Source organism: Silvibacterium dinghuense, assembly GCF_004123295.1.
GTDB classification, from domain to species: Bacteria; Acidobacteriota; Terriglobia; order Terriglobales; family Acidobacteriaceae; genus Silvibacterium; species Silvibacterium dinghuense.
On record NZ_SDMK01000001.1, the window covers coordinates 1,739,640 to 1,761,691 of the forward strand.

Annotated in this window: 16 protein-coding genes and 1 tRNA gene; 7 read left to right on the forward strand and 10 right to left on the reverse strand. The window is 60.0% G+C overall.

The window, feature by feature from the left end; translation table 11 throughout:
• Nucleotides 1-130 precede the first annotated feature (130 nt).
• Nucleotides 131-1,033: a pirin family protein gene (locus ESZ00_RS06870; protein WP_129207379.1), complete on the forward strand. Its 903-nt coding sequence runs from the start codon at nt 131-133 to the stop codon at nt 1,031-1,033.
• A gap of 58 nt (nt 1,034-1,091) precedes the next feature.
• Entirely contained in the window at nt 1,092-1,538 is a 447-nt protein-coding gene (locus ESZ00_RS06875; protein WP_129207380.1) for a MarR family winged helix-turn-helix transcriptional regulator, read from the forward strand.
• A gap of 100 nt (nt 1,539-1,638) precedes the next feature.
• Here ESZ00_RS06875 and ESZ00_RS06880 read toward each other — a convergent pair whose 3' ends face one another.
• Entirely contained in the window at nt 1,639-1,902 is a 264-nt protein-coding gene (locus ESZ00_RS06880; RefSeq protein ID WP_129207381.1) for a hypothetical protein, read from the reverse strand.
• Between the two features lie 486 nt (nt 1,903-2,388).
• On the reverse strand, nt 2,389-3,507 hold the full coding sequence (locus ESZ00_RS06885; protein ID WP_129207382.1) for a DegT/DnrJ/EryC1/StrS family aminotransferase: 1,119 nt from the start codon (nt 3,505-3,507) through the stop codon (nt 2,389-2,391).
• A gap of 114 nt (nt 3,508-3,621) precedes the next feature.
• On the opposite strand from ESZ00_RS06885, the gene ESZ00_RS06890 reads away from it, so the two are divergent.
• Nucleotides 3,622-5,100: an amidohydrolase family protein gene (locus ESZ00_RS06890; RefSeq protein WP_129207383.1), complete on the forward strand. Its 1,479-nt coding sequence runs from the start codon at nt 3,622-3,624 to the stop codon at nt 5,098-5,100.
• Between the two features lie 18 nt (nt 5,101-5,118).
• Here ESZ00_RS06890 and ESZ00_RS06895 read toward each other — a convergent pair whose 3' ends face one another.
• The 6 genes from ESZ00_RS06895 to mmuM all read right to left on the reverse strand — a co-directional run bounded on the left by ESZ00_RS06895 (nt 5,119) and on the right by mmuM (nt 11,666).
• On the reverse strand, nt 5,119-5,529 hold the full coding sequence (locus tag ESZ00_RS06895) for a type II toxin-antitoxin system VapC family toxin (RefSeq protein ID WP_229741003.1): 411 nt from the start codon (nt 5,527-5,529) through the stop codon (nt 5,119-5,121).
• The gene (locus ESZ00_RS06900) at nt 5,513-5,770 is read right to left on the reverse strand and encodes a type II toxin-antitoxin system VapB family antitoxin (RefSeq protein WP_204520161.1); all 258 of its coding nucleotides are present in this window, start codon (nt 5,768-5,770) and stop codon (nt 5,513-5,515) included. Before ESZ00_RS06900 ends, ESZ00_RS06895 begins: the two co-directional genes overlap by 17 nt.
• 85 nt (nt 5,771-5,855) lie before the next feature.
• Nucleotides 5,856-6,350, reverse strand: coding sequence for an energy transducer TonB (locus ESZ00_RS06905; RefSeq protein WP_164981378.1), 495 nt, complete (start codon nt 6,348-6,350; stop codon nt 5,856-5,858).
• 373 nt (nt 6,351-6,723) lie between these two features.
• Nucleotides 6,724-8,184, reverse strand: a complete 1,461-nt coding sequence (purF, locus tag ESZ00_RS06910) for an amidophosphoribosyltransferase (RefSeq protein WP_129207980.1) — start codon at nt 8,182-8,184, stop codon at nt 6,724-6,726.
• A gap of 62 nt (nt 8,185-8,246) precedes the next feature.
• Nucleotides 8,247-10,592, reverse strand: coding sequence for a phosphoribosylformylglycinamidine synthase subunit PurL (gene purL, locus ESZ00_RS06915; protein ID WP_129207386.1), 2,346 nt, complete (start codon nt 10,590-10,592; stop codon nt 8,247-8,249).
• Nucleotides 10,593-10,700: 108 nt separating this feature from the next.
• Nucleotides 10,701-11,666, reverse strand: a complete 966-nt coding sequence (mmuM, locus tag ESZ00_RS06920) for a homocysteine S-methyltransferase (RefSeq protein ID WP_129207387.1) — start codon at nt 11,664-11,666, stop codon at nt 10,701-10,703.
• 446 nt (nt 11,667-12,112) lie between these two features.
• Between mmuM and ESZ00_RS06925 the strand changes: the two genes are divergently transcribed.
• A tRNA-Pro gene (locus ESZ00_RS06925) sits at nt 12,113-12,189 on the forward strand.
• Between the two features lie 118 nt (nt 12,190-12,307).
• On the opposite strand, the gene ESZ00_RS06930 is transcribed toward ESZ00_RS06925, so the two are convergent.
• Nucleotides 12,308-13,567: a hypothetical protein gene (locus ESZ00_RS06930; RefSeq protein ID WP_129207388.1), complete on the reverse strand. Its 1,260-nt coding sequence runs from the start codon at nt 13,565-13,567 to the stop codon at nt 12,308-12,310.
• Nucleotides 13,568-14,056: 489 nt separating this feature from the next.
• Between ESZ00_RS06930 and ESZ00_RS06935 the strand changes: the two genes are divergently transcribed.
• The 3 genes from ESZ00_RS06935 (at nt 14,057) to ESZ00_RS06945 (ending at nt 20,867) form a co-directional block, all read left to right on the forward strand.
• On the forward strand, nt 14,057-17,746 hold the full coding sequence (locus ESZ00_RS06935; RefSeq protein WP_129207389.1) for a TonB-dependent receptor: 3,690 nt from the start codon (nt 14,057-14,059) through the stop codon (nt 17,744-17,746).
• Nucleotides 17,747-17,947: 201 nt separating this feature from the next.
• Entirely contained in the window at nt 17,948-19,288 is a 1,341-nt protein-coding gene (locus ESZ00_RS06940; RefSeq protein ID WP_164981379.1) for a glycoside hydrolase family protein, read from the forward strand.
• Nucleotides 19,289-19,352: 64 nt separating this feature from the next.
• Nucleotides 19,353-20,867, forward strand: a complete 1,515-nt coding sequence (locus tag ESZ00_RS06945) for a right-handed parallel beta-helix repeat-containing protein (protein WP_164981380.1) — start codon at nt 19,353-19,355, stop codon at nt 20,865-20,867.
• A 75-nt stretch (nt 20,868-20,942) separates the two neighbouring features.
• Here the strand turns inward: ESZ00_RS06945 and ESZ00_RS06950 are convergent, their stop codons facing one another.
• Nucleotides 20,943-21,800, reverse strand: a complete 858-nt coding sequence (locus tag ESZ00_RS06950) for a hypothetical protein (RefSeq protein WP_129207392.1) — start codon at nt 21,798-21,800, stop codon at nt 20,943-20,945.
• Nucleotides 21,801-22,052 lie beyond the last annotated feature (252 nt).

Genomic DNA, 22,052 nt, shown 5'->3' on the forward strand with positions numbered 1-22,052 from the left:
GTTTCTTGTTCCTTTACCCAATGCGCTCACCTTGCTGCGCCGAAATTATCTTGACATCAAGATAATTTCGATGTGAAATCGGAAAGACAAGCCGGGACTTCTGATCGCATCCGGCACAGGAGGAAATTCCATGTCGGTTCGTCCAGTCAAGAGACTCGTACAGTCACAGGAGACCATGGAGGGTGCGGGCGTCCGCCTGCGGCGCGCATTTGGGTTCGGAAACACGAACGAGGTCGATCCATTCCTGCTGCTCGATGACTTCCGCGGCGACGCCGAGCGCGATTACATTGCAGGCTTCCCATGGCATCCGCACCGCGGCATCGAGACGATCACGTATGTGCTGGCAGGGGAAGTGGAGCACGGAGACTCGCTCGGCAACCGCGGCGTCATCGGCACAGGCGACGTCCAGTGGATGACGGCGGGCAGCGGCATCATTCACCAGGAGATGCCGAAGGGCAACGCTATCGGCCAGATGCACGGCTTTCAACTCTGGGGCAATCTGCCTTCGCACATGAAAATGACTGCTCCGCGCTACCAGGAGATCAAGGCCGAAGAGATCCCCGAAGTGGTCGACAACGATGGGACGCGCGTGAAGGTCGTGTCCGGCGAGTTCTGGGGCAAAAAGGGACCGGTCGAGGGTGTTGCCGCCGAACCTATCTACCTCGATATCTCGCTCGCTCCGGGGCGTGAGCGCAGCATTCCCGTGGAGACACTGCGCAATGCCTTCGCCTATGTCTTCGCCGGCAAAGCGCAGTTCCGAGGCGCATCCGATCCCCAGGCAGTGCTCACCGAATATGTAGGCCGCGAAGACGAAGGCCCTGTAGCCGGCAACCGCTCACTGGTGATCTTCGACCGTGGTGACGAAATCCGCGTCCGGGCCGGCGAAGAAGGCGCACGCTTCCTGCTCGTCTCGGGCAAGCCGCTTGAGGAGCCGGTGGCATGGCGCGGACCGATCGTGATGAACACGCAGGAGGAACTGCGGCAGGCCTTCCACGAACTGCACACGGGCGAGTTCCTGAAGACCGGGAAGTAATTGCGGTTCGATCTATTCTCTTGATATCAAGAGAATAGATCGAACCGGCTGGAGGCTCATGGCTACAAAAAAGATCGAAGGAACACACGTCTTCCTCGTCCTGTGGAAGAGCTATCGCGCACTGTCGCGCGTAGCAGAAGAAAGCATGGAGCGTGTAGGCCTGTGCAGCTCGGACTTCCGCGTTCTTGAGGCCCTGCTGCACAAAGGGCCACTGCCGGTCAATGTAATCGGAGAAAAGGTCGAGCTGACAACAGGATCGATCACCACGGCGGTGGACCGCATGGAATCCAAAGGCCTGGTGATGCGGCGTCTGCACGAAGAAGATAAGCGCGTGCGGCTGGTAGAACTCACAGCAAAGGGCCGGAAGCTCATCGAGAAGGCGTTTGCCGAGCATGCCGCGGATATGGAACAGGCGGCCGGCATACTTTCCCGCGAAGAAAGGACAACCTTGGTGAGCTTGTTGAAGAAGCTGGGACTGAGCGCGGGAACGCATGATGCGAAGTAGCGCATCGCCTGCCAGGGATGGCTATAGACACAGGAAGAGCCGGGCAATCTGCCCGGCTCTTCGTCTTGCACACCCTGTATGCGCCGGATCACGCCTGCGATCAGTGCGGCCTGCGGTACTCGACGTGGTCTTCGCGAAGATAGTACTCAGCCGAGCAATGGTCGCCGCCGCAAATCATGGACTCACGGCCGTGGAACTGGGAACGGGTAATGAGGCCGAGCGTGCCGCAGACCGGGCAGGAGAGCACAGCCCAGTAAGGATTGCGCGCGTCACCGAGCGAGCCTGCATTCTCGAGCACGAAGAGTGTACCCGGCTCCATCTGTTCAGGGATCCATTGATCGAGCCATTGCGTTTCCGATGCCATCTCGTTCCTCCGCTGGCTTGTCTGGCGCTGATGTCTGGCAGGCCGCTTCACCGCTGAGAGCGGGCTGCGATGGGTTGTCATGATGCATCCGGCCGAAAACCGGCGCAGGAATCTCTCCTCCTGAGAAAGAATGCAGTGCTGAAACCCGGGACGGTCCAGTTGCCTGCGCTGGCCGGACTCCGGCGCGCGCAGCGCTGAAAGAGCGCTGGAGAAGCAGGCAAGCTGTATGAGGAAACAGAAAACGCGAGTGGGTAGCGGACAAAACAAGTGGCGGGTCTACAACCGCCGTCGGTGCTGGAGAATGCTGTCCGCAAGGCTGAGCTGTCCAGTTCCCTGCGCCTGGCCTCAAAAGCCCGGCGCTTGAGGCCATTTTTGCCGCAGGCGGCCGGACTGTCAACGGCTCTTTGGTAAAAAGGCCGGGGATAATCGGTACTTCCAAGGTTCGCCCTGGCTTATTCCCGGCTTTGCTGGAGGTTTCTCCGGTCTTTACCGGCTTTTTGCAGACTTGAGTGCGTACTCGAGCGCCTGCGTCACGCGGCCTGCGTCTTCGGGCGACTGGTAGGGATGCATGGGCAGGCTCAGCACGCGAGCCGCGGCACGCTCGGAGACCGGGAAGCTGCCCGCGGCATAGCCACGCTCGCGGCTCAGGTCGGCGAAGACCGGCTGCAGATGCAATGCTTCGGGATAGTGAACCGCGGTGGGAATGCCTGCCTCGCGCAAAGCCGCCTCAATCGCAGGGCGATCGTCCACTTCGACCGTATACTGCGCCCACGCGCTGGTCGAGTGCGATACGACCTCCGGAGTCGGCAGCACGTCGCGCAGCAGCGCCGTATAGCGGTCAGCCACCTCGTTGCGGGCAATCAACTCATCGTCGAAAATCTCCAGCTTGGCGAGCAGGATCGCAGCCTGCAGCGTATCCATGCGTCCATTAATGCCGATGCGCGTGTGATGATAACGGCTCTGCTGGCCATGATTACGCAGCTCGAGCATGGCCGTGGCCAATGCGTCATCGTTGGTGAAGCAGGCTCCTCCATCCCCATAGGCGCCGAGCGGCTTGGAAGGGAAAAAGCTGGTACAGCCGATGGTGGAGAGATTGCAGGAGTGGCGTCCCTTATAGAGCGCTCCGAAGCTCTGCGCTGCATCTTCGATCACCGGCAGATGGTGCGCATCGGCTATCGCATTGATCGCATCCATATCTGCGGGCTGGCCGTAGAGGCTTACCGGCATGATGGCGCGAGTGCGCGGCGAGAGCGCAGCCTCCATCTTCGCGGGGTCGAGGTTATATGTCACCGGGTCGATGTCCACAAAAACAGGTACGGCACCGAGCAGCGCGATCATTTCACCGGTAGCAAAAAAGGTGAAGGGTGCAGTGATGACTTCATCGCCCGGGCCGATACCGAGCGCCATCAAGGCCAGCAGCAGCGCATCCGTGCCGCTCGAGCAGGAGATAGCATGCTTTACACCGAGGCGTGCGGCGAGGCGCTCTTCCAGCTCACGCACTTCTGGGCCGAGAATATATTGGCCGTGATCGAGAACAGCCTGGATACGGGCATCGACAGCAGGCTTGAGACGGCGGTACTGCGTCTTGAGATCGATGAAGTCCATGCCTCTTATTCTCGCAGGTTCGAGGCGGCCTCCGCAGAAGGCAGGGATTGCGAAGACGCGAGGCAGATGGAACAATCGACTTTCCCCCCCGTAAGCCCCCGGAAAGGATGAAGGATGAGAAAGAGGACGACGGCTGCACGCAGGTGGCTGCGCGCGACGCAGATGTCCATGCGCCTGTCATACATGTTCTGTCCGGCGCTCTGCCTGATGTTCTCTCTGGGCATGACTGTTCCGGAGGCGGCGGCGCAGGCGCCCATACCATCCCAGGCGCAACCCGCGACTCCGGCTCACCCTCTGGCCTTGACCGGCACGGTGCTGACACCAGAGGGCCCGCTCAAGGACGCGACCGTGTTGATCGAGCACGGGCTCATCACCGCGGTCGGACAGAAGGTGGAGATTCCGGCCGGCACGCGGCGCATCGATACGCAGGGAATCATCGCGCCAGGATTCGTCGACCTGCACAACCACCCGACATGGAATATCTTTCCGCGCTGGAAGCCGGCGCAGAGTTTCGGCAGCCGCTACGACTGGCAGGCGCTGCCCATGTATCGCACGCTCATGGAGGCTCCGCACCGCGCACTGGTGGAAGAAGGGCTGGAGTGCGGCATGGAATGGTACGCGGAGGTAAAAGCCGCAGCCGAAGGCGAAACCAGCATCGTAGGCGGAACGAAGGAAGACTGCGGTCAGCGGCTGCTGCGGAATCTCGATCAGCCAGGCGGAACAGACCTGACAGGCAGCACTGCTCCTGGAGCAGGCGTGATCTACAACGTCTTCCCTTTTCAGATGACAGAGGATGAACTGGGTGCGGCAAAAAGCACGCTCGATCACGGCGGCGCGCTGCTGATCCATGTCTCCGAAGGCGCGCCGGGAGATGCCTCCGCAGCGCGGGAGTTTGCCATGCTAAAGGGGCGCGGCCTGTTGCGCAAAGGCGTTGCGGTCATTCACGGGGTAGCGCTGGAGCCGGATAATTTTCGCGAAATGGCCGAAGCCGGCGTGGGACTGGTATGGTCGCCGCGCAGCAATCTCGAGCTCTATGGCGGAACCGCGCAGGTCTCGGCGGCCAAGGCCGCAGGCGTACGTCTGGCCATCGCTCCGGACTGGAGCCCGACCGGCAGCGACGGCACACTGGCCGAGCTGAACTTCGCCGCCGCATGGAATAGAACGCAGACGCCGCCCGTCTTTACCGATCGCGAGCTGGTGGAGATGGCGACCAGCGATGCGGCAGCGCTGATCGGCATGGGCGACAGGCTCGGCATACTGGCCCCGGGAGCCGAAGGCGACGTAGTGGTGTTGCGGCCACACGAAGAATATCCAGGCAAGGATGCATACTGGAGCGTCGTGCATTCCGACGCGCGCGACGTGGAGCTGGTCATCACCCACGGAGAAATCATCTACGGCAGCCGGCAGCTAGCCGCTCCCGCAAGGCACAGCTCCGCCATGGATGCCGCCGCCGTGTGCGGAGAGATCATGGAAGTTGAGCCCCCACCCGTACGCACAGAAGCCCGCTCCTTCAGCGAACTCGAGAACAGGCTAAGCTTCGCACTCGCCGAATGGGGACGCAAACTGGCACCGCTGGCCGAGTGCGGCCAGTAAGGATCTGTTGCGCGGTTCTCAGGCTTCGATAACAGAAATACCTGTGCGGATGAAGTCCGTGCCCTTGGCAAGCAGCGGCTCACCGCTGAGCTCGGCCAGAGCATAGGAGAAACAGTCGCCCAGGTTCAGTGACGCCGGATGGCGGCCCTTGCCATAACTGCGCCAGGCGGCGCGAGCGGCGGCGGCCTGCGAGGCATCTACAGGAACGATTTTCAGCTGCGCGTGGTGCAGGAAGAGTTCAAACTCGCGAGCTCCCGCATCGCCAAGGCGTGCCTCGATCACAATACCCGCCTCCACGACTGTGGCGGCAGAGATCAACCGTGTTGCGGCTGCTGCGATCAGCTCAGCGAATCGAGCACACTCCGGCTCGTTCAGGAATAGAGCGGCAATGGCCGAGGTATCGATGACCATGCTACTCAGGCAGCCCATGCTCGCCGTAGCCGAGAATGTCTTCTTCGGGGCGAGTATCGAGGATAGGTAGCCTGCTTACCCTGCGAATAATCTCACCAAGGCGAACAGCGCGCTCGTGAGCCGGGTTCCCGGTGCGCTGCGGAGCGACCCGGGCCAACCGCTCCTCCAGAGCGATACGGATCGTCGCAGTGATGGACTCGCCCGTGACCTCACTGAGCTGACGCGCCAGGCTTTCCGTTTGCTCGTTCTTGATGCTCATGGCCATGGTGGTATTCTATATTTATTCAATAATTATATAAATATGCAATTCGTCTTTTGATTTCAAACTGCGGTTCAGACGAATCTCACTCGGCAAAACGCCGGCGTTTTCGAAACCAGGGGAAATGATGGCTACGCCAGGTAGTAGGCATCGGATCAGAGATCACATCAAGGATAAGAGGCTCAGCCTCAACAGAGAATCGCAGGATGTTCCCGATGGGCAGCTGTGATTTCCATGCCTCGGTGATCGAGTTTGGGCCAATCTGAAAGCTGGCAATCGCCAAGAACTGGCACGGATGGCCTGCTGCGTCGGCTCGAAACTGCCAATGCTGCAGCTGCTTCGCGTAGAAGGTCAACAGCATGGGAGGGCCGCTGATCTTGGCCACATCAGCGACTTTTCCTTCAGCATCCAGAGTCAGCCGAATGGTGGCGACGCCCGACACTCTCGCGGCACGGGCAATCGGCGGATAGAAGAGCGGATCGCCACTCACCTTAGTGACGCGATTGCACCACTGGGCTTCCGCGTTGCAGAGCGGGACGAAGAGGCCGCATAGCAAAACTACCAGGAACGCTGTTGCCATCGCTCTGTTCATACAGCGAGAGGATACAGTGAGGTCCGCTTCTCCCAAATAAGCAATAAGCGGAGCTTGGAGGGGGCGCCCGGATTCTCGCTTGTGCAGAGAAACGCAGGTTCTTCGCGTCGGCCGGAATGGCAACTTTGGAGATATTCGCTCCCACACAAGCCAGCAGAGGACTTGTATGGGCCACCGGCTCTTATCCTAGCTAATCGAGAGAAACGCAGGTTCCTCCGCTGCGCAGGCCTTTCGGCCTGCTTCGGTCGGAACGACAAACTGTGGGTGGGAAAGTATAGGTTCGCGACCAGCGGGAGCGGAGGGTCGGGTTCGTGCTCTCCCACATCTCAGAATCGAGATGTGGGGCACCCGGGATCGTGCTTTAGAGCGAGGCCGTGGCGGGGAGGATCTGGTCTACGTCTACCCACTCGGTGGGATAGTTGCCGGTGAAGCAGGCCACGCAGAACTTGTTATCCGTATCGCCGGCACAGGCGTGTTGCATCCCCTCGAGCGAGAGGTAGGCGAGCGAGTCAGCTTCAATGAAGCGCTCGATCTCGGCGATGGAATTATTGGCTGCGATCAGCTCCGACTTGCGGGGCGTGTCGATGCCGTAGTGGCAGGGCGAGATGGTCGGCGGGCAGCTGATGCGGAGATGCACTTCCTTCGCACCCGCAGCACGGACCATGCGCACGATCTTGCGGCTGGTGGTGCCGCGGATGATCGAGTCATCGACCAGGATGATGCGCTTGCCCTGCAGCAGATTGCGCACCGGGTTGAGCTTGAGCTTCACGCCGAAGTCGCGGACGCGCTGCTCGGGCTCGATGAAGGTGCGGCCCACGTAGTGGTTGCGAATCAAACCAAATCGAAACGGGATGCCACTCTCCGCGGCATAGCCAATCGCAGCCGTCACGCCGGAGTCGGGCACGGGCACGACGAGATCGGCTTCGACGCCGGACTCACGCGCAAGCTGGCGGCCCATCTCCTCACGGCTTTCCTGCACCCAGCGATTGAAGATCTTGCTATCGGGTCGCGCGAAGTAGACGTGCTCGAAAACGCAGCTCGACTGCTTGACACCGGTCGAGTAGCGGCGCGAAGTGACGCCATCCGCCGAGACCATGACCAGCTCGCCGGGCTCGACGTCGCGCACGAACTTCGCACGCAGCAGATCGAAGGCGCAGGTTTCGGAGGCGAAAACAACGGTGTCCGGTCCATCAGGATTCTCGATGACGCCCATCGACAGCGGACGGAAGCCGCGCGGATCGCGTGCAGCGAAGATGCGGTCGCGCGTCATCATCACAATCGAAAACGCGCCATCGACCTGCGAGAGCGAATCGGCGATGGCGTCGACCAGCGTGCTCGCCTTCGAGTGCGCGATGAGCTGCACGATGATCTCGGAGTCGCTGGTGGTCTGGAAGTAGGCGCCGTCGCGCTCGAGGCGCGCGCGGACGTTGCCGAGGTTCACCAGGTTGCCGTTGTGAGCGATGGCGATGAGGCCTTTGGTCGACTCCACGCGAATGGGCTGCGCGTTGAGCAGCGCCGAGTCGCCGGTGGTCGAGTAGCGGGTGTGGCCGATGGCCATGTCGCCGTGGAGCTTGGCCAGCACATCTTCGGTGAAGATGTCGGCGACCAGGCCCATGCCCTTGATGTTCGAAAGATTCTTGCCGTCGGCGGTAGCGATGCCGGCCGACTCCTGTCCGCGATGCTGCAGCGCGTAGAGGCTGAGATAGACCTGGCGCGCGGCCTCGGGATGGTTATAGACGGCGGCGACACCGCACTCCTCGCGGAGCTTGGGGTCTTCTTCCGTATCGAGGCCGCGTGCCCGGAAATATTCCGCCTCACTCATACCGAGAATCTGCGTGGACTCGTTCGGGAAGCCTTCCGTCAATAGCGGATTCTGGAGCGGGTTCACGCGAGCACCTCGTTGGCAGAGTGATCGTGCAGGGTCGCTTCGAGCGAATCGGCCCAGGGAGCGCGGAGGTCGGCAACAGTCGAGTCGATGACGGTCTTCAGATTTGCGGATAGCACGATGCGATCATCGACAGTCTTTCCGATTTGCTGGACGAGGCTCTGATAGTGAAGCGCCATTTGCATAATCTCTGCGTGATTCGCCTGGTCATAAGAAATCAGCACCCACGATGGCCGCTCCGCAAAAATGCTATCCGGACCATGTGAGGCTGTTTCAGGCAGAATCGCAGCCTTCACACCAATGCCATGAGCAAAGCACGCCTCCGCAAGCGCCACCGGGAGACCACCTTCCGAAAGATCGCTTGCCGAGTGGATCAATTGCTTCTCTGCAAGCGCAGCGAGACACTGGTTAAGCTTGGCTTCACTCTCAAGCTCAATCGCTGGCGGTTCGCCCCAGAGTTGGCCAAGTACCACCTTGGCATATTCAGAAGAGCCGAACTCTTTCTGTGATGTCTTCCACAGGTTCGTATCCGCCGGAAACGGCGCAAGAACGGCAACAGAATCGCCTTCACGCTGAAATCCTGAAGGAACGGCCTTGGTCACATCATCGATCACGCCGACGATGCCGAGGACCGGCGTCGGGTAGATACCTTCACCCTTAGTCTCGTTGTAGAGCGAGACATTGCCGCCAGTGACCGGGGTGCCAAGGGCCTTGCAGGCGGCGGCGATGCCGTCAATGGCGCTCGAGAGCTGCGCCATGATCTCGGGCTTCTCGGGGTTGCCGAAGTTGAGGCAGTTGGTCGTCGCGACGGGCGTTGCGCCGGTGCAGGCGACCTTGCGGGCGGCTTCGGCGACGGCGTGCTGCGCACCGAGCTCAGGATTCAGATAACACCAGCGGCCGTTGCCGGCGAGCGCCATCGACAAGCCACGCTCGTGGCCTGGCGTTCCAGTACCCTTGATGCGCATGACACCGGCTTCTGCACCGGGGCCCTGCACGGTGTTGGTCTGCACCATCGAGTCGTACTGCTCGAAGACCCAGCGCTTGTCGCAGACATTCGACGACGCGAGCAGCTGCTTGAGGTCGGCGGTGTAGTCGCGGGTTTTATTTAACTCGGCAAGTACTTCGGGCGAAGGTTCCGCAGGAACCGGAGCCTTCCACACACCAACGGGCCGGTGGTAGCGCGGCGCGTCGTCGGTGAGCGAAGTGTTTGGAATATCCGCCATCAGCTCGCCCTTGTGGACGATGCGCATGCGCGGGTCGGCGATGACGGTGCCGACGATGGTGGCGTCGAGCCCCCACTTGTAGAAGACGTCGAGCACTTCCTGCTCGCGGCCCTTCTCGGCGACGAGGAGCATGCGCTCCTGCGACTCGGAGAGCATCATCTCGTAGGCGGTCATGTTGGTTTCGCGCTGGGGGATCTGGTCGAGGTTCATCTCGACGCCGACGCCGCCGCGCGCGCCCATTTCGCAGCTGGATGAGGTGAGGCCGGCTGCACCCATGTCCTGAATGCCGACGACCGCGCCGGTCTTCATGGCTTCGATGCAGGCCTCGAGGAGCAGCTTCTCCATGAAGGGATCGCCCACCTGCACGTTGGGGCGCTTCTGCTCGGAGCCTTCCTTGAACTCTTCCGACGCCATGGTGGCGCCGTGGATGCCGTCGCGGCCAGTCTTCGCTCCCGCGTAGATCACCGGATTGCCGACGCCGGTGGCCTTGGCGTAGAAGATCTCATCGCGGCGGACGAGGCCGAGCGCAAACGCGTTCACCAGCGGATTGCCGGAGTAGCACGGCTCGAAGCGGGTTTCGCCACCAAGGTTGGGCACGCCGAAGCAGTTGCCGTAGGCGGCAATGCCGTGGACCACGCCCTCGAGCACGGAGTGATTCTTGTTCACCAGCGCCGCATCCGCCGAGCCCGGCTCGATGGGGCCGAAGCGCAGCGAATCCATCACCGCCAGCGGACGGGCGTTCATGGTGAAGATGTCGCGCAGAATGCCGCCCACGCCCGTGGCCGCGCCCTGGAAAGGCTCGATGTACGAGGGGTGGTTGTGCGACTCGATCTTGAAGGCGCAGGCCCAGCCGTCGCCCACGTCGATGATGCCGGCGTTCTCACCCGGCCCCTGCACGACTCGATCGCTTTCGGTCGGCAGCCGCTTAAGGTGCACGCGTGACGACTTATAGGAGCAGTGCTCGCTCCACATCACGGAGTAGATACCAAGTTCAGTAAGGGAAGGGGTGCGGCCAAGCGCGGCGAGGATGCGTTCGTACTCCTCGGCCGTGATGCTGTGCTGAGCCAGAAGCTCGGGCGTGACAGTGACCGGTTTGGGGGTCACGGCATTCTCTGATTTCATGGCGTTGAAACACCATTGTCGCATGGGTGTGCGGCACGCCGCTTGTGGCAGCGCTGGATTCCGGGGGATTCCTGGAGAAACCGGCGGGACAAGATGGTTACTTCTGAGTTAATGCACCGGAAGTAGGGCAGATTCACCAGCTTCTTCGTTCCGCAAGTGGTGAAGCGCACGGATATGGGCCGGGGTGGTACGGCAGCATCCGCCAATGGCCTGCGCTCCGGCGGTGTACCACTGGCGGGCGAGAGCGGTGTAGGGTGCAACCTCTGCCGCCCCATACCAGGAACGGGACTCGGCATTCCAGAGCTCGCCGGAATTCGGATAGGCGATGAGCGCCTTGGCGGTGACAGCGCGAGCAGCCTTCAACAACGGCAGCACGAAGCGAGGCTGGGTGCAGTTGATGCCTACGGCTGCCACCTGCTCAAAATCGTCCTCCTCTTTGCTGCCCAGGAGCGCGGCGCAGTCCGCCAGCGGCTCGCCATGGGCGACGTGGGCCTCGTCGCGGCAGGTGAAGGAAACCCAGGCGGAGACATGCGGAAAGTCGACGAGGGCGACGGCAATGGCGCGGGCCTCTTCGAACGAGGGCACTGTCTCAAAAGCAACGAGATCCGCCTCGGTGTCAGCGAGAACGTCGAGCCGGCGAGCGTGAAAATCAACCAGCTCCGTAAAGGGGATTTCGTAATTGCCGTGGAACTCGGCTCCATTATGAAGCGCGGCGCCGTAGGGCCCGAGCGAGGCGGCGATGAAGACCGGGCGAGGGCTTTCGGCCGCATAGAGGACCCGGGCTTCCTCGGCGATAGCCACCGACCGGCGCAGAGCATCGTGCGCGTGATGCGCCGGACGGCCCAGCTCGGTATAACCAAAGTCGGAGACCTGGTAGCTGGCAGTGGAGATGCAGTCGGCGCCGGCATGCAGGTAGTCAAGATGCACAGCGCGAATGCGCTCGGGGGCGGTATCCAGAATGTGCGCGGACCAGAGCGGCCCGGAGATATCGAGACCGTGGCGCTCAAGCTCGGTGGCCATGCCGCCGTCGAGGACACGGACGGGAGCGAACTGCGCGAAGGTAAGCGGCCTCATGCGGAAGTCCTAGAGCCTGTTATGGACTTTCGCGCGAGCGGCGTTGCGCGGGAAAATCGGCCGAGACGAGACGGAGGACGAAGACTTAGGCTATTCCTAGGTGAGGACGACAACGAAGTATGGGCCGATTTTCCCCGCAACCCTTCAGGGCTGGGGCCAATTTTCCCGATCTCTTCGTCGCTCGCTGCTCGGAGATAACCCGATATCCGTCGCAACTCGCTCCTCGACCTCAGAAAAATTGGCGCCCAGCGTCCGCCGCGGGAAAGTTCATAACAGGCTCTAGCGCAGGGCACAATTGATAAGCAGGAGCAAGCGCCAGGAAATTCCGGCAGCGGCGGGGCGGGTTTCGTCCGAAAGCGCATCTTTCTGTTACACTTGATTCTAGCTCGCAACCAAGGCCGGGACCACCAGGACCCACTGCCCGCGAGCTCCTAGCAACAGCAGTTCGGGGAGTGGCTCAGCCTGGTAGAGCACCTGCTTCGGGAGCAGGGGGTCGGAGGTTCGAATCCTCTCTCCCCGACCATCTGAACTACCAATCAATCTATCCCAGATGCGGGTTCTCACCGTGCCGATACGCTTGGCGCGGTAGTCGTATTTCCTCTCTTCCATCCGCGCATCAGCCCTGAACCATCCCGCCGCTTCTACCAGAACTGACTGGCGACCACGGTGGCGGAGCCGGTATTGCCGTCTACCATTTCCACCTTGAGTACGGCCTCGAAGTTCTTCTTCAGATCGGCCTGCGCTCCCGATGCTTCCAGCTGCGCCAGCTCCTGCGGAGAGACGATGAATTCTCCGGCCGCTTCCGTCCCATTCGAGCTGATACCCGCGACCACCATCACCGGACCGCCCGTGGTTGCGCTGGTAAAGCGCGCCACGATGGCATAATCCGCGGTCTGCTGATGGAACAGCCTGGTGAAGTCGACATTCCAGCCGCGAAAATCCGGACGCTTCGCATCCTCTATATAGGAGAAGTTGCCCTGCTGGACGAAATGGAAACGCAGCGGCTGCAACAGCACCTGCGTCCACTTGTTGTCATTGCCGGTCACGAGAATGACGGGGCGATGATGCAGATCGGCAAGCGTATTGGAATACGCCTCGTGAATGCGAAAAGGCTCTCTTTGACTCTGGAGAAAGGCGACGATATTGGTGATCGCGCTGAGAGTGGGGATCGTTACCCGGAATTCGGGGCTCAGAATATGATCCTGAATCGTGATGTTGGACTTTTCCGGGACCTCCTCATCCGAAGGATGCGGCCGCCCCGCGCTGATCAGAATGGGCTCCGAGTGATCGAGCATCGGAGCCCAGACATCGAGAATCGGATCTGCCGCCGCCCGCGCCCTGTATAGAAAAGCCCCTGCAATCACCACAAGGCACAACGCCGCCAATGCATAGTAAGGCCAGAGAACCTTCCTGCCCCTTTCCGAGATGTGGCCCAGTTGCTCCGCTGGCATGGAAGCCAGGAAGGAAAGAGCCTGCGGCTGCGGAGAAATTTCAGGAGCTGCTTCCATCGCTGCGCTCGCAGGAGTCACACGGCGGTAGAACCGCGGAATATAGGACCCCAGAGGCAGCTCCATCTCGATGGAACAGTCCCTTTCTGACTCTTTATAGAACTGGGCGATCCGCTTCCGAACCTCGCCCGCACTGAACCGGACCACCGGATCGGCATTCGTGTCATAGCCAGGATCGCGTCCAAAGACTTCGACACCGATCAGGCGCTCTTTCAGCGTGCCCTGCTCGTTCGACAGCGTCTTTTCCACGATGTAGCGGAGCATGGCCGGATAGCGGCGGCTATTCCGGAAAGGCGCGCTCGCGAGGATCGCCTCGAGCTCTGCGGTAATCACAGCCCGGTCTTCCGCGCTGGAGGGCAGCACCGTTTCCCGGCTGGACGTAACCGCGCTCATGCGTTTTCCTGCCTGGGCTCTCTCTCTGCCGATCTCATGAGAGGACAGACCGGCACCGAAGGCCGGATCGGGAAATCGAACCCTGCCTGCCCCTGGAGGCACCTGGCTCTGCCATTCCAACCGCGTCTCTTCAGTCCCCGGCAACCTGACTCGTTCCGCACGTTCCGCCCAGCCATACTTCCCAATGATGGGGAAGTATAAACCCTGCATGAAGGACTGGCATCCCGCCTGTCCCGTTGAAATGCCCTTGTTACGTCCCTGGAAGGCCTTGTTACCCCTCTACCAAGAAGCTGATAACAAATAACTTGATAATTTTCTTGCTGGAAATACGGTAGGGTACCTTGTCAGCCCCGCTGTCTATACAGATGCTTCGTCCATTGCAATCGGAGCCTTGGAAAGGGCCATGAGGGGGCATCTGTGACTGAAGTATCTGGAATCATTGGGGGCCATACCACCGGAGGCGGTCGTCGCCTCTCTCTCTGTTGTCTGATGTTTGTTCTCGCCATTCTTATGGCAAGCGTCAACAGCCTGGCACAAAGCGGTGCCGGAAGCATTCAGGGCACACTCACGGACAGCACCGGGGCCGTTCTGCCGAATGCCGCCGTGCACGTGGTCAACGATGCAACCGCGCAGTTCGCCGACACCGCGACCAACAGTGCCGGCTTCTACTCGGTGCCGGGCCTCTTCGCCGGCCACTACACCATCACGTTTTCCTCTCCCGGGATGAAGACCTACGAAACCCGCCTGGATCTGCAGGTAGCTCAGACCGCAGTCGTGAGCGCGGCTCTTTCGGTAGGCGCAGTCTCGGAGAAAGTGACGGTAACCGGACAGACGCAGCAGCTCGCCACCTACGACAACGGCACGGTGAGCACCGACCTGGACAACGCAAGAATCAACCAGCTCCCCATGAACGGCCGCAGCCTCCTTACCCTGACGGGCATGGCCACACCGGGCCTGGAAGCCAGCGGCACCCGCGTAAACGGTCTTGAGGCCTCGGGCCTCGAGTACGTGCAGGATGGCACTCCGATGATCAACCGCGACAACGGAGGCCAGGCCAGCCAGGCCGATCCCGATGCGGTGCAGGAAGTGAAGATCGAAACCAGCTCGTCGAATGCCATGTACGCGACGCCGGGCACCGCGGTCATCACCACCAAATCCGGGACCAACCAGTTGCACGGCTCCTTCTTCGAAACTGCCCGCAACAACGCGATCGGCATTGCCCGTTCCCGCTCGAATCCGTCCGACTACGTCGCGCCGCAATATGTCCGCAACGAATTCGGCGCCTCGGGAGGCGGTCCAATCATCATTCCCCATCTCTACGACGGCAAGAACAGATCCTTCTTCTTCTTCGCCTATGAGCGCTACTCCCTGCGTTCAGGCTCGTACACGCTGGGGACCGTGCCGACCACCGCGGAACGGCAGGGCGACTTCAGCGGCATGGTGAACAGCGACGGCATTCTGCAGCAGCTCTACGATCCGGAAACCACGAACGCATCCACCTACCAGCGCCAGCCCTTCGCCAACAACCAGATCCCTGTCGCCCGGCTAAGTCCTCTGGCGAAAGCGCTCTTTTCCATCACCCCGGCTCCCACCAACAACAGCAATCCGCTTATCCAGGACAACATCGCCTATCCGGCAGTCAACAATGCCACCGCGCCGACGATCTCGACGCGCCTGGATCACACCTTCGACGAAAGAAACAACGCCTACCTGCGCTACACCTACTACAACTCGGTCACAACCACGCCGTACTCCACGATTCCGGAGGCGGCAACCGTCGCAGGCTCAGGCATCCCAGCGGGCGCAGCCAATGTGATTACCAGCACCATCCTGCAGCACAGCGCGGCCGTGGGCTACACCCACATCTTTTCTCCTACCTTTGTCTCCCAGACGGTCCTCGGCAACATCTGGATCACCACATGGGCGAACGTGCCCGCAGGCAACGCCAACCTCAACTATGAAAGCAAACTGGGCCTGCCGAATAACTTCGGAGAAACAGGGTTTCCCGAAATCCTCGGGCCCACGTATGAGTTCGGAGGCGGCCAGGTAGAGTGGGGCGGCCCGATGATCATTACCAATCTCGACGAAAACCTTACCAAGACGCTGGGTCGTCATCAGCTGTTCTTCGGCGGACGCTACCGCCATGAGCGTCTCGGCATCCTGCCTGACAGGACCGCCGATCAATTCGACTTTGAAAGCCAGACCACCGGCCTGTACAACCCGGCCTCCGGTACCAGCTACAGCGCCTATGCCAACACCGGCAATGTCGATGCCGACCTCTTCCTTGGTTCTCCTTATTACTATGCCGTCCGCCTGAACCCGCCCTATGAACACTGGCGCGACCAGGAGTTCGACAGCTACATCCAGGACGACTATCACCTGCGCAGCAATCTCACCTTCAACCTCGGCCTGCGCTGGGAAGCTCATCCCGTGGCGACGGAGAAATCCAACCTCATCAACGGCTTTGACATGGCAACGAAGGCTGTCGTTCTGGGCACGCCGATCTCTACGCTGATTCAGAAGGGATACACGACCCAGGCCATCATCACGAACCTGGAAAACCTGGGTGTCAATTTTGAAACACCTGCGCAGGCCGGACTTCCGCAGCACATGATCTATGGCAACAATGCCGTCTTCAGTCCGCGCCTCGGAGTGGCCTACTCTCCCTTCGGCAGCGGCCGCGGCACCGTGCTGCGCGCCGGCTATGGACGCTACGCCTATCCCATCCCGCTGCGTAACTTCTACGCCACGGCCAAGACCAATGAGCCCTTCGCCGGCGTCTACTACCAGAACTACAACTCCGGCGCCGACACTCCGGATGGCCTGAATAACTACCTATTGCGCGCGCAGCAGCCGGTCATCGCGGGCGAGAACAGCTCCGATGTCGTCAACTCTTCCAGCACGAATGCAATCCAGCCGGGCGTGACAGAGTTTTCCCTCAATCCGCACTACCCACCCAACATGGTGTCCGAAGCGAATGCAACCGTCGAACAGCCGCTGAAACCAAGCTCGGTGCTGCGCGTGAGCTATGTCTACGAGCACGGCACCCACCTGGATCAGGAATACGAATACAACAACGCCATGTCGACCTACGTGTGGGAGACGAAGACAGGAACCGCGCCTCCCAGCGGCACTTACTCCTCGGTTGCGCTCAATCCCTATGACGCCCACACCTATGGCACGCTCATCCGCGACGATCGCAACGGCTACTCCAACTATCACGCGCTGCAGGCGAACTATCAGCGCCTCTATAAGAACGGCTATGCCTACCAGCTGTCCTATGTCTATGCCCGGGCCATGCGCGTAGGCGGCAATGCCTTCCGCGACAGCATCATTTATCCGGCCGGAGACTACGCCGCAGGCACACTCTCTTCGACCGACTACAACTATCTGAACCGCATGCAGAACTACGGCATCGATTCGGCAATCCCGGAGCATCACATCAACTTCAACGGCATCCTCGATCTGCCGGTCGGGCACGGCAAGCGCATCTTCGGCAATGCGAATCGCTTTGTAGACGAGCTCATCGGCGGCTACCAGATCGCCTACGATGGCAGCATCACGTCTCAGTATTTCGAACCCTCGGCCAGCAACTGGGGTGGAGTCAACCCCGCGGGCACCGGCTCCATCGGCCCCATCCACGTCTACAAGAAGAGATATAAAGTCACCGATTGCAGCAGCGGAACCTGCTACCCGGGCCATCTCTGGTACAACGGTTTCATCTCTCCGCTGCTCATCAATAGCCCCTGCGGCTCAAACCTGATCGGTGGACTGCCGGCCGACTACCAGGCTTATCAGACGCCCATCGTCGTTGATCCTGGAAGCATCACCTGCTCGGGAACAACCGCCAAAGCGAGCAATGCGGAGTACCTGACCAACACTGTTCCGGTAAAACTCAACAATGGAGCCACGCAAACCATCACTTATTCTCCAGGACCCGCAGGCGTGAACCCTTTCTCTCACACCTTCCTGCATGGCCCATTCGACTGGAGCTCCGACATCTCGCTCTTCAAAGTCTTCCCCATCAAGGACTCCATGAATCTGCGCGTGAATGTGGATGCGTTCAACGCATTCAACGTGCAGGGCGATGTCAACCCAAACAGCAACGGCATCCAGTATGCACGGTCGTCTTACAACACACCGCGTCAGATACAGATCACCGCACGCCTGACGTTCTAAACTCCTGTCGCTTCTCTCTCCGCGGCCACATCAAACCAATGATCCTCCCACGTGGCCGCGGACCTTTTTGCAAAAAAATCTTCCTCTTCAAGCACCAGGAGCACGATGATGCAGTCTCGCAGCCGGCGCGCGTTTCTCGCGCAGCTCACAAGGGTTGCAGCCACCTATCCCCTGCTTCGCACGTCCCCTCTACGCGCAGAGATGCGACAGCCCCCCCGGGGCGCGACACAGAAGGATGCGCAGCATCTTTCGATATCCGTCGACTGGGACCGGGTGATCTCCCGCATCCCCGCGAACATGCTCGGCCTTAGCTATGAGGCTTCGCAATTGAGCGCGCCGGATTTCTTTTCTCCCGCGAACAGGGACCTGATCCACCTGTTTCGCCGGCTTTCACCGCAGGGAGTTCTCCGCCTCGGCGGCAATCTCAGCGAATACACCACATGGTCGCCAGACCTCTTCCGCGCACCCGCTGCATCCTTTCACTCCATCGGAGCCGATCCAAGCTCTGGAGCTGAAATCGCGCGCGCGCCGATCTCCAGGCAATCCATCCGGAATCTCCGCGCATTTCTCGATCAAACACAATGGAAGGCTATCTATGGAATCAATCTCGCCCAGATGAGTCCCGAGAATGCGGCCAAAGAAGCGCAGTTTGCCGCACGCACACTCGGCCCAAGATTGATCGCCTTCCAGATCGGCAACGAGCCGGATCACTATGTCATGAACCATCTGCGCAAGCCCGGCTATCGCTTTGAAGATTACTTCTCCGAATGGAAAAAAGTTCACGACGCGATTCTCGACGTGGTCCCCACCGCACGCTTTGCCGGGCCGGATATCGCGCAGGATACAAGCTGGATTCGCGACTTTGCGCAGGCGGCGCCGAAGTCGGTCATCCTGCTTACTGGTCATCACTACGCAGTCGGTCCGCCCACCGATCCCTCGGTAAACATCGGCAAGCTGCTTGCACCGGATAAAGTTCTCACCCAGGACATGGCAGCCATCGAAGCCATCTGCCGGGAAAGGAATCTGCCTTACGTCATGGCCGAAACAAACTCCTGCTATAACGCAGGCAAGGCAGGCGTCAGCGATGTCTTCGCAGCCTCTCTCTGGGCCGTCGATTACTTTCTCCAACTGGCCGCCTCCGGACAGCAGGGCGTGTACTTCCATGGCGGAGCCAATGGGCGGTACACACCCATCGCAGGCGGATCGGGAAAGCCCTTTGCACCACGGCCGATTTATCACGGACTGCAAATGGCCGGCACACTGCAAAACGCCGAGATCGTCGCGGTGCATCGCGAGACCGAGTTATCCGAGATATCCACCTATGCGCTACGCAGCCCACACCGCTTAGCGGTTATCAATAAAGGCGCGACTCATGCGGTCATTCATCTCGCGCAGGAACAGAACCCTCCGCGGCACGTGCAACGTCTGCAGGCACCATCTCCAGAGTCGCAGCGGGATATCACCCTCATCACACAGCCCATCTCTGCCGGCGCGCCCTTGTCTGTGCCCGCTTACAGCGCCGCCGTCTTTACGTTGCAATAAATCCGAGAAGTGGAGCATAACTTCTGCTCCGTCTCCAACTCTCAGGGAAGAATACAATCGCGCCATGTCCAGGCTTCCGCTCCATATCATCCGTCCTACGCTCTTATGCAGTGCGCTCCTGTGCGGCGCGGGAGCGGCCCATGCTGCGACCTATTACATATCCTCCAGCGGGAGCGACACCAACTCGGGCCTGCGCAAAAATGATGCCTGGAAGACACTGGACCAGGTCAATCGTCATGTCTTCGCGCCGGGCGATCGCATCCTCTTCCATCGGGGAGATGCATGGTCCGGCCAGCTCACGCCGCAGGGCTCAGGCGCAGAAGGCCATCCCGTCATCCTCGACACCTACGGCTCTGGGCCTGAACCCATCATTCACGGCCCTGGAACCGATCACTCCTCCGCCGTGGACCTCAAAGACCTTTCATACTGGGAGATCCATCACCTCGAGCTGACCAACTCTCAGCCTGCCGGAGGCACGCATGTGTTGCGCGGCATCCTTGTCGAATCAAGCTCGCAGAAAAACCTCGAGCATCACATTTATATCCGTGACTGTTACGTACATGATGTCAACTCCGTCGGCTACGGAGATCCGCACTACACAAAGATCAGCGGCGGCATCCTGTATGACGTAAATATCGACGATGCAAGAGTAGAAAACTGCCATGTCGCAAGAGTTACAGTAGAAGGCATTCGCAATAACAGCCCTTTGACGACATCGAGGGTGATCTTCCGCAACAACGAGATTGAAGATGTGTACGGCGACGGCATCGTGCTGCATGGATCAAGCGGCGGCTCGATCATCGAGCACAACCGCGTGCGCAATGCCTGCATGAGCGACGCGGCGAACTACGCCGCTGTCTGGACCTACGCCAGCCGCCACACCCTGATCCAATTCAATGAAGTCTACGGAACTACGGCGGGAGGCCCGAACGACGGAGAAGCCTTCGACGCCGATATCGACACCGACGGCGACATCTTCCAATACAACTACACCCACGACAACGCGCGCGGCTTCATGCTCTTCATGAGCTCGGCGAAAAATATTGTGGTGCGGTATAACATCAGCCAGAACGATGCCATGATGGCGGCGCGACAGGGCGGCCACCGCCTCTTCTATCAGGATGGGAAAACAGGCAGCCTCAGCAATCGAATTTACAACAACACGTTCTATACCGGCAGCCTGGATACCGTCTTCTTTCAAAGCCGGAACATCGATTTCCGCAATAACATCCTCTACTCCACCGGCGAGGTGAAGCAGCTTTCAACCCTGCCGGTCAATGCAGACAGCCAGATCGAGCGCAATCTGTTCTTTCCTGCTATCACCCCGGCGAAAAGCGATCAGGAGAGCATAGCCGGCCATAACCTTGCTGCCGATCCTCGCTTTCGCGCAGGCGGCGCGGGGAAAGCCAATGCGCATTCCGGAAAAGCGGGCTTCTTCCGCGATCCGAAGGAATACCGACTGAAGCGCGGGTCGCCGGCTCTGCGTGCAGGCCAGGTGATAGAACAGAATGGCGGCTTCGACTACTTCGGCAAATCATTGCCAGCGCAGCAAGCTCCAAACCTGGGCGCCGCCAATTGAGCCGGAATATCACCACAAAGCGATCCGGCGCGCACATGGCGCGCCGGATCGCTTTGGAGATGCCATACAACTGCGCTACTGAACGTCGCTGACCTTCCCATCCACAAAGACGACCTTCATGTCGGGATATTTGTATATCTTCTTTGAGCCGAGGTCGACGATCTGCTGCGGCTGCCCCATCACTCCAGTGACCTGATCGATGCTCTGCCCCAGGCTGATCGTAGGTGTGCCGTTGCTGCCGGCAGGCGCGCCGCCGGGCTCTGCAGAGGGTGTTCCAACCGGCGCACCTGTCGTGGCCGAGATCGCGCAATGCGGTTCGCACGAGCGCGTAACCACGCCTGCATCATGCACGCGAACCTGGTCCGCTGCGTTGATCGAAAGAATAGCTTCGATCATCTTGGACGCATCATCCAAAGACATCTGAGTCAACGCACCCTTGGGAAGCTTGAACGCCAGAGTCGTGGAATATCTCTTGGCCGCCTGATACTGGCCGCCATACGCACCATTCGAATACGTAGCCAGCACGGCATCGCTGGTGATGATGGTCACCTTGAGCTCGTCATCGTTCCCCGAGCTGCTGTTGATCTTGGTGATATAGACCTTCTGGCCCGGCTGCAGAATCTGCAGATTCGAGCTCTTGAGAAAACCGAGGCCTTTCGACCGCTGCTTTACCTGCCCATCGACGACAGGATTTTCAAAGGTAATCATCGTCGGGTAGGGTTCGGCATTGATCCCGTCTGCTTCGACGGTGAACACGGTTCCGGGATTCACGACGACTCCCTGCATATTGATCTCTGAGAGCCGATATTTCTGCTTGAGTGCCGTGACAATATCGCCTTGAGCCATGGCCGACGGCAGCAGACTGACTGCGAGCGCGAGGGCGACAACGCTTCCAAACACAACCTTACGGACACACGATCTGAGAACCTGCATAGGGGAAAATCAACTCCTGCGTGGGATTTTTAAGGATAGAAGTTGGATAGCGAGGCCACAACTTGCAGGCCTGCTAGATAGAAGCAGATGGGAGCACTAGTTAGTTCCGGAGCAGAACTACCGTCAGCAGGCTACCATCGTAAATCACATTCATGGTTATCGCATCAATAACTCTATGGAGATAAGGAGTGTTCAAAAACGAACATTCCGGACACTGCGATCAAGGCCATCTTCCTGTTCCGCATATGAATA